Raw genomic sequence first — 8,443 nt, forward strand, 5'->3', positions numbered from 1 at the left:
GCTTTAGCCTGAATCCACCGACCTGGGTTCGGGCTGGTCTGCGCGCCTTCGGCGCGAAGACCAGCGGGTTTCGGGCGTGTGGTAGCCGCTGGTCTGCCCAGCGTTTCCACTTGGTTCTCGGTTCGGGCCGTTTCGGGCCGGGTGGTCAGATGATGGCAGGTTGTGGCGATGTGTAGCCGATTATGTTGTGCCACAAGGTGAGCCAAGCGTCGGTCCAGAGCCAGTGGGCGGGCAGGTGCAGGACGGGGCGGCGTTGGTGGCGTGCGAGCCGGGCCGGGATGTTGACGATCTTGTGGCGCAGGGTGGCGCCGCGGGCGCGGGCGTGTGGTCCGCCGGCGAGGATGCCGGTTGCGCGTAGCAGGTTGTGGGCGATCGCGGCGCACAGGACCCAGGCGGAATTGGCTCCGAAGCGTCCTGAAGGGACGTGAGCGAGGGGTCCATCGATGAGGTCGGCGAACACGGTCTCGATCACAGCGTGTTTACGGTGGGTGATGTCGGCGTCAGCGACCAGTTCTTGCGAGTTGGTGAAGAACGGGTGATACCGCCAGACCGGGAACAAAGCATCGGGTAGCGGGCGTCTTTCACGCGCCGCACGATCAGCCGGGCGGTAACGCGGTCTTTGGTGGAAGTGAAAGCAGTGTAAGGGATTTCGGCGACCTCGGCGTCGGAGATCCACTCACCGGTGTCGGGATCACGCACCGCGCCGGGATAGCGCACCGCCGTCCATGCGTTCTCGCCGATCGAAGGTTTGCGCATGTGTTCGGTGACGGCGAGTTGGCTTACATGCTCGGGTTGTTCCATGACGCCGGCAAGGCTGGGTGTGCGTGGCAGGAAGGGCTGCTGCGGGTGGAGGGGACAGATAACCGAGTTGGCGTGCCACACAAGAGCGCTGGTGCTCGCATGGTTTCCGCGGTGGCGGGGCTCGCCGCGATGGCGATTTCGGGGCATCACGGTGGGATGACCGATCAACAAGAGCTCACGCAGTTGCGACAGGAGACCGACGAGGAGACCGACGGGCGGTTCTTGTTCGCGGTCCCGGAAGCATCAGCTGCGCGACTGGCCACTTGGCGGCGCCTGTTTCCGAACAAGCTCTCCTCTCGTGACGAGAGGCTTCTTTTCGAGATGCGTTTGCGGATGGTCTTTTCCGCGCTGGTTGACGCCGATCATCTGGACACTGCGGCACACCGGCACGGTTTGCCGGGACCCCAGGTCGCCCCACCTGCGGACATGTCCGTTCTGGCGGCCAGGTTCGCTGATAGTCGTGCGAGGGCCATCCAGAGCCGGCGACCCGATGAGGTCTCCGAACTTCGGGAGGAGGTGTACCAGGCAGCGATCAACGCGGCTGCGAGCAAACCCGGCATCTTTCGCCTCGCGGCACCGACCGGATTGGGAAAGACCTATGCGCAGGCAGGTTTCGGGCTCGAGCACGCGGCCCGCTGGGGCAAGTCGCGCGTAATCGTCGCTGTCCCGTTCATCACGATCACCGAGCAGAACGCCGAGGTTTACCGGTCCATGCTCGACACCGACGACGAGACAGTCGTACTCGAACACCACTCCAGTGTCCGCTTCACCGAGGAGGGCGACGGCCAAGGGCAGCAATCCAATCACGAGTCCAACCGTCGGCAACGGCTGGCCGCCGAGAACTGGGACGCGCCGTTCGTTATCACCACGACGGTCCAACTGTTCGAATCACTCTTCGGGCGCAAACCTTCTCAGATCCGCAAAGTCCACCGGCTGGCCAACTCGATGATCATTCTCGACGAAGTCCAGGCGCTGCCGCACGAACTGGTGGTACCGATCCTCAGCGGACTGCGCACCTTGACCGAACCACCGTTCAACGCGACCGTGCTGCTCACCTCCGCCACACAACCCGAATTTCAAGCCCTTACGGTCTGGAAACCTTCCGCGAAACGCGATGCAGTCCAGATCACCCCGGTGATCCCCGATCCGCAACCACTGTTCGAACGGGCCCGCCGAGTCACCTACGAATGGCGGCTCGACCCGAAGCCGACCTTCGAGCAGGTCGCGTCGGAAGTCATGACACAGGGACAAGCACTGGTCGTCGTGAACACGATCGCCGACGCACGCAATCTGTATCGAATGCTCGAACACACCGGTCATGTCTGGCATCTCTCGACCAGGATGTGCGCCAAACATCGGCGCACTGTCCTGGAAACAGTCACCTCACGACTCCGCGACGGCGAACCCACCCTGCTCGTCTCGACTCAGCTCGTCGAAGCCGGAGTTGACCTGTCCTTCCCTACCGTCTGGCGCGCTCTCGCGCCTGCGGACTCCCTACAGCAGGCCGCAGGACGCTCGAACCGCAACGGCGAATTCCCAGACGGCGGTCGGGTAATCGTGTTCGACCCAGCCGACGGACACATGCCGGCAGGCTATACAACCGCTTGCGGACTCACCGTCGAGCACTTCAGCCAGGCAATAGCAAAGCTCGATGACCAGCAAGCGCTCGCCAGGTACTACCGCGCACTGTATCGCGATCTCCAACTCGAGCGAACCTCCCACGATAAAACCAAATGGCCTGTCGGACAGAAGATCCAAGACAATCGCGAAAAGCTGGACTTCCGCGCGGTCGCCGACGGGCCCCTGATCGATGCAGGCAAGTCGGCCAAACGTGACAAGCGCGAAGCCTTCCGGATGATCCGCGAAGAATCGGTCCCCCTGGTTATCGCCGCCAACGAGAGCGAGGCCCAACGCATCGACCCGCTACTTCAAGCAGTCAGCGATGGAACCATCACCGCCAGAACAGCTCTCAGAAAACTCCAGCCATGGACAGTGCAGCTTGGCACCCAGGTCGCCCAGCGAGCAGACGTCGCAGCATCGATCGACAACGTCGTCGGAGATCTCGGCCGCTGGTGCGGCACCTACAACTGGAATGCCGACACCTGCCAGGGTGTAGGACTAGACGAAGATGCCCTTGAAACGATTCTCTGACAATGCGTTCAGGGCTCGCCATCGTCGTAACCCATCAGCCCGCTGCGCCAAGAGCCGTGGCATCCGGTTCGGAACCTCCAGTGCGACTGGAATTCCAGGACCGTTCCCAAGTCGCGACCTGCCCGAACATCTACCATCCGAAGCGAAATGCTCACCCGCTGCGCCGGCTATCGCACGAAAGTGCAGGTCAACCAGCCTGGCGTCAGACCTCCGGGTCCGGCGGGAATCTCAACGAAATCACCTTGCGACCGCGGATCGTGCCGCGCGGGCGTCAGACCTCCGGGTCCGGCGGGAATCTCAACTCGGTGCTGGCGGGCACTCGCACCGCGGCGAGCGCCTGGCTCCGGACCTCCGGGTCCGGCGGGAATCTCAACTTGCCCGGCGCATCGTCAGCCGATGCCGGTGCCGTCTGGCGCCGGACCTCCGGGTCCGGCGGGAATCTCAACGGTCGCTGTGAGCAGAACGCGGCCGTCATCGGCGACCTGGCGCCGGACCTCGGGGTCCGGCGGGAATCTCAACGTGATCGTGGCCCGCAACGAGCACGGCGTGATGGCTGGCGCCGGACCTCCGAGTCCGGCAATCTCTACGGCGGTTGGGTCGTGCTGCGCACGTGATCGACGGCAAGCTGCCTTATCGAAACGATCGGCTTTGTCGTTGATGGAACCAGTATCACGAGAGGCTCATCGATGCTGAGGGTGCTGCAGGCGGCAGCGGTAAGCGCCGCTGCCGCATTCGCCGGACTGGGCGCTTCGCCGACGATGGAGTCCGTGCGGATGTCGAGTTGTGCTTATAGCGCCCCGCTGACGGTGCGAACCTGCGACAGTCGTCTACGTCCGGGGTCGGCCTTGGGGCCCGCTATTCCGGCGGCGGTGATAGACGCCCGCTCATGTCGCGGGCTGTGCAGCATGTCGCTGAGCCCTAGGAATAAGCACCCCGCTTGCATCAACTCGCTCGAAGCGAGAATTGCGGTACTCGAATCCTGTTGCGGTTGTCACTGGAACCTCAGTGCCGTGAAGATACGCTCGCCCGTTCCAATGGACGCCAAACACCCGAGCTGGCCCCTTCCGATAGAGCCCCACCAGCTGCGGCGGCCCGCCTGTCATCTCGTCACTGCCACCACCTACCGCGTCACAAAAGGCACTGAATACCGCTCGGCTCGTGCGGTCTCTGTCGTCGTTCGTCGTTGGCCGGATCCAGGTACCGTAGGCAGCTTTCAGCGCCCGGCTACCACTCCCCAAAAACTCCAACTTCGAGCTCACCGGTGGCAGGCTGAGGCGCACTGATTCCCATTTGGACGATCCCTTCGGCAGGCGGAGTATCTGCGCGACGAATTCTGCTTGCATGCCGTCACCGATACGCGCACAGTGCACCAATTCCGTACCATAGGAGCGAGTTTCGGCCGGAGCGCCTTCCCAAGCCGCTTGCACCAGGTCCAAGACTTGACGCTGGGCAAGATCACCGGTGGAAGCTGGCGGAAGTTCATCGAGCAACGCCAGCACGGTAGGTAGCGACAAGGCGGGATACAGCACGTCTCCGACGTAGCCGATGATGTTTGACGTGAGCGCCGCAGCGTACGTCTTGCGCCCATGGTCCCAATACAAGCGTTGGCCGCCGGACCAGCTGATGCGGCTGTCGGTCGCGATGTACATCGACGCCGGGCCGCGCTGATCGACGGCCACCCACACGACCAGACTGGTCAACACCACTCCTTGACAATCGTTTAACCGTTGTGCTCTGCTTTGCCAGCAACTCCAGGGACCTCCACAACTAGGAGGGGGCGAGGTGCCCACGGGGACTCCTCATTACGAGTCCGTTCACCGTGCCACTGGTCTTCAGCGTGCCCGACCATACCTGGTCGGGCACGCTTCTTTTCAACAGTCTTCAAGGTGACGAAGGGCGTGCGCGTGAGCTGTTTCATTCACTCGCCCCGCCGTACGATCCCCCGCCACCAGACGACGGTCAGTACTGCTCAGATGTTGACTCACGGTGGAGGGCGTCATCATGCGGCGACAGCGGTGCGGCACAACCGCCTTCAGCACGCTGATTACGTGTCGGTCATCGTCTTTACACTTGCCCCGTGACTTCTGCTTCCAGTGCGGATGTACTGAACCGCAACGAAATCGTCTCCATAATCAACGAGCTGCGACGAGGGTGGGATCAGTTCCTGGAAACCGACCTCGAACTGACCCGCCCCCGAGACGCCACGATCACCACGGTCGCCCCCTCCGTGGTTGGGTTGGCCTCACACGTGACCGCCCTGGCTCGAGCGGTGGTCACCCTGCTGGATCATTCTGCCAACGAGCTGGTGGCGATGCCGCTGATCCGGGAAGCGTTCGAAGGCGCGATCACGGCTCATTGGCTCACACAGGTACCCGACGGCATGCAGGCGTTCGCAGCCGAATACGAGCGCAAGCGCACGGCCCTCGCGACCGATCTACAGCGGGCACAAAGCGCACCCTTCCGCGCTGGAGCGAATATGGTTGCCGCGCAGGTTCTTCCAGTTAAACCCTCGAAATCCACCAGCCAGGCCCGCAACTTCAGTCAGATGTGCGAGGACCTGGCGCTCGCCGGAGTGGACGCCTATGTGTACTACCGCCTGGCGTCGGAACAGTCGCACCCGTCGATGCTGGTCGTGGATCAGTACTTCGACAACGGCAAAGACGGCATCGAGCTGCGGATCGTGCCCCGCACCACTGTCGCGGATTCCGGATGGCTGTTCCTCACTGCGGCATCGGTGGTGTGGGCACACATGGCGGTCAATTACTGCGATGCGCCGCGACGCAGACGGAGCGAACTCCGTGCCATTGCCCGCAGGCTGCAGATCGAGCCGGAGCTGAAACTGTCCGATGCGGCTTGGAACCGGCTCAACAAGAAATAGTGTCAGCAGGTCGGTGGCGACACCTGGGATCGGTGTCCCATTGGCATGATCGGGCGACGGGCGACGGGCGACGGGCGACGGGCGACGGGCGACGGGCGACGGGCGACGGGCGACGGGCGACGGGCGACGGGCGACGGGCGACGGGCGACGGGCGACGGGCGACGGGCGACGGGCGACGGGCGACGGATCAGAATTGACCCATCCCAAAATTTCCCCAAAATTTCGGCGTGACCGGGCGTGATCGTCCGTGACCTATTCTGCCACCCGTTGAGGGATAACCACAGGTAGGGCGGGTGTTTGGGACTACCGGTGACTGGCCGTGAACACAAGCGAACCCCGAACCCTTAACAGCGGGTTCAGAGTTCGATTTTCCAACTCGGTCAACTCATGAAGTGCTGGCCTGCGGCTTTCTGTACCCAAACCGCGGCTTCACTCAGAGTGCCATCCGCAAACGAGCAAGTCGGCGGCCATTCAACCTCGTCGACCGCCGGCCATATAGAAACCATTTCCGAAGAATACGGAAATTTCGGACCTAATAGGCCGGGCGCATCCCAGAGAACAAATACGACCAGACTATCGATCACAATCGTCGTGGTTCCCCACATGTCCACAATCTGCCCAGTCCTACGGTCGCCGACCACAGCATTAGCGTGGAAAAATCGGCGATCCCACTGCGTACCAACGTGCCGACCAAGCCATACCCGGTTGACGTCGAGCGCCCGGCCGGATTGGTAAAAGTCCACGTCATCATCGGGGTGCGAGGTCTTCGTGGACAGATCGGTGAACTGCATCATGATCGACGTCTTGACCGCCCACCGCGCAAGTATATCTTGGTCGGCTAGCGACAACTCGCAATGGTCGACATCCTTGATCATGGGCAAAAGCAGAGGTTTTGCGTTCGTCTCGAGCTGTGACATCCACCCCCCGTTGCAGCGGTCGCGGCATACTTTACGAACTTTCCGAGAGGTCGTAGGCCCTTGCCGTTCGTGAAGCTGAGGAGCAACTACGGCATGGTCATTCGCAAGAAGCGCGTGCGTAATCATTTGAGATGACCGATCACTTCCCGGGTGAGAAGTCGCACGTCGTATCCATCGAGGCCAAACGTCCTCTTTAGAAAGACCTGTTGCGCCACAGAAGATGCACCGCCCGGCCTGCCCGTTTCCCATGAGGAGATGATGCCAGCTGCCATCATTGCGACCAAAAATCGGCTGTCAACCCTCCTGTACCAAAAGGGACGGCTCAGCTCCGAAAGTATGGCGACAGGAGCCGTGATCGCCACCTCCGGATGGCGGATCCAGGGCATCGGCCCGACCACGACCGTGCCGTCGCCCGTACCAAATCGTCGCACCCGAGGCGGCTACCTGTTCCTGCATGCGGCGCACCAACACCCTCGACATACGGAACATCCGCCACAGCTATCACCACCCCCACACCGCGGCAGGAAATCGGCCGCCAGCCAGCCGCCTACACGCTGGCGTCACCAACGTCCTGGCCTCATACATCTAACTCGCCTTGTTGTACGCCTCGAGGATGCTGGCCTGGATCCGTCCGCGGCTGGACACGTCATATCCGTTCTTTCGCGCCCACTCCCGAACAGCGGCTGTCTGCTCCCGATCGACTGCCGTGCGACCGCCAACAGTGCTCTTACCCTTGGAAACTCGACCGACCTTTCGCGCAGGCTCGATCCACTGGTCGAACACCGCACGCAACTTCGCCGTATTCTTCACAGATAGGTCGATCTCATACTCGACACCGTCAATCCCGAACACGACAGTGCCCTCCGCCACGGACTTGCCGTCATAGTCGTCGATCAGTTCGACGGTGACCTTCTTCGCCATATGCAACGCCCCTTGTGATCATCAGAATGCTTGAGCGGCAAGCGTAGAACGTCGGCGAAGGAGACACTCGACTGGCACGCCGAACCGGAGGAGTTGAGCACCAGACGATGTCGCCTGCCATTTTCGATGTGGAAGCGGACGGAGACGCACCACATATCGCCCCGGTGACCGCTCAAGCTTCCCTCGACCGCAGCACCCGCAGCCGTTGCAATATGCCCCGAAGTACACGGGCGGTACACGGTTTGGCCGAGAATCGATGGGTTACAACAGGAAATAACAAATGATGCATATCAGCTATAATTGCAGTTGATACGGCGTATTAGGAATCGTTGGGATACATACCGGGAACCTGGTTCCAGGTCAGGTGGTCGCAGGTTCAAATCCTCTCAACCGAACACATCACAGGTGAGACCGAATCGAACAGACCCCGCCTGCATCGATTGCTTTCGACAAGATCAGCCCCCCGGCACCGCCATCGCCGAAGCAGACGCCGCCGGCCACACAGCCGCCTCCTTGCACAGATGCACCCGGATCATGACGTGACACCACCGTTCGCTCCATCCGCAAGCGGACACGGGCCGATGATCAATACATGCGCATATACCGGTACCACAGTGTAAGGATCGCCCGCCAGCTGGAGCCGATCCGAACCGCACGTCCCCGCCCCCACCGAATTGCCTCCACACGGCACAGGACCTGGCCAAACCGCGCCAGTATCAGGACGTCCACAGGACGTCACAGGTCCACGAACAGCAACAAACAACAACCGGCAACA

6 protein-coding genes and 1 pseudogene are annotated in these 8,443 nt (G+C 61.9%); 3 read left to right on the top strand and 4 right to left on the bottom strand.

Going from position 1 to position 8,443, the window contains the following annotated elements; genetic code table 11:
• Positions 1-145 precede the first annotated feature (145 nt).
• A pseudogene (locus ON40_RS34705) lies at positions 146-744 on the bottom strand (transposase family protein); the annotation flags it as partial.
• A gap of 39 nt (positions 745-783) precedes the next feature.
• Between ON40_RS34705 and cas3 the strand changes: the two are divergent.
• Positions 784-2,952, top strand: a complete 2,169-nt coding sequence (cas3, locus tag ON40_RS34710) for a CRISPR-associated helicase Cas3' (protein ID WP_245568126.1) — start codon at positions 784-786, stop codon at positions 2,950-2,952.
• Between the two features lie 242 nt (positions 2,953-3,194).
• Positions 3,195-3,566 (top strand): hypothetical protein, encoded by a 372-nt coding sequence (locus tag ON40_RS56545; RefSeq protein ID WP_444543728.1) that lies wholly within the window; start codon positions 3,195-3,197, stop codon positions 3,564-3,566.
• 270 nt (positions 3,567-3,836) lie between these two features.
• Here ON40_RS56545 and ON40_RS52475 read toward each other — a convergent pair whose 3' ends face one another.
• Positions 3,837-4,652, bottom strand: coding sequence for a hypothetical protein (locus tag ON40_RS52475; protein WP_157186591.1), 816 nt, complete (start codon positions 4,650-4,652; stop codon positions 3,837-3,839).
• A 527-nt stretch (positions 4,653-5,179) separates the two neighbouring features.
• Here ON40_RS52475 and ON40_RS34715 point away from each other — a divergent pair.
• Entirely contained in the window at positions 5,180-5,830 is a 651-nt protein-coding gene (locus tag ON40_RS34715; RefSeq protein ID WP_281033090.1) for a DUF5677 domain-containing protein, read from the top strand.
• Between the two features lie 380 nt (positions 5,831-6,210).
• Here ON40_RS34715 and ON40_RS34720 read toward each other — a convergent pair whose 3' ends face one another.
• Positions 6,211-6,705 (bottom strand): hypothetical protein, encoded by a 495-nt coding sequence (locus ON40_RS34720; RefSeq protein ID WP_169541945.1) that lies wholly within the window; start codon positions 6,703-6,705, stop codon positions 6,211-6,213.
• Between the two features lie 627 nt (positions 6,706-7,332).
• Positions 7,333-7,668: a histone-like nucleoid-structuring protein Lsr2 gene (locus tag ON40_RS34725; RefSeq protein ID WP_040829500.1), complete on the bottom strand. Its 336-nt coding sequence runs from the start codon at positions 7,666-7,668 to the stop codon at positions 7,333-7,335.
• Between the last annotated feature and the right edge of the window lie 775 nt (positions 7,669-8,443).

It is taken from the genome of Nocardia jiangxiensis NBRC 101359, from assembly GCF_000308615.1.
In the GTDB taxonomy this organism is placed as follows: Bacteria; Actinomycetota; Actinomycetes; order Mycobacteriales; family Mycobacteriaceae; genus Nocardia; species Nocardia jiangxiensis.

Excerpts from the sequence above, each read along its gene's own strand:
- cas3 (WP_245568126.1), top strand. The coding sequence starts at position 784 with ATGCTCGGGTTGTTCCATGACGCCGGCAAGGCTGGGTGTGCGTGGCAG.
- ON40_RS34720 (WP_169541945.1), bottom strand. The coding sequence starts at position 6,705 with ATGATCAAGGATGTCGACCATTGCGAGTTGTCGCTAGCCGACCAAGAT.
- ON40_RS34725 (WP_040829500.1), bottom strand. The coding sequence starts at position 7,668 with ATGGCGAAGAAGGTCACCGTCGAACTGATCGACGACTATGACGGCAAG.